The sequence below is a fragment of the Pseudomonas sp. SDT291_1_S447 genome (assembly GCF_054070155.1).
The window spans coordinates 1-285 of sequence record NZ_JBSVXS010000354.1; the positions used below are offsets into that span (position 1 = coordinate 1).

Below are 285 nucleotides of genomic sequence, written 5' to 3' on the forward strand. Positions count from 1 at the left end.
CAGTTAGGCCCGGCGAATTCCAGCGTGTGGTTAAGCTCCAGCTTCAGCGCATGACCATTGCCCAACGAGTCGCCGGCACGGGTCGAGAACGAGCGCTGTGCCACTTCCCAGCTCAATTGGTCCCGTGCCGTCAGGCCATGGCGACCGCCGACCCAGGCGCGGTCCTGTTGGCCGAAAGCACGCATCAGGCCGCTGTCGTCGCTCTTGCGATGCCAGTCCAGGCCGGTTTCGATCTGATGGCTGTTGCCCAACTGCCACATGCGCGACAGGCCCAGGCCGTTACGG

The 285-nt window shown here is 64.6% G+C and carries 1 protein-coding gene; it reads right to left on the reverse strand.

Annotated features, from left to right (window positions below):
• Positions 1-285 (reverse strand): hypothetical protein (locus tag ACW9IR_RS29905; protein ID WP_457466209.1); only part of this gene is annotated, 285 nt, incomplete at both ends.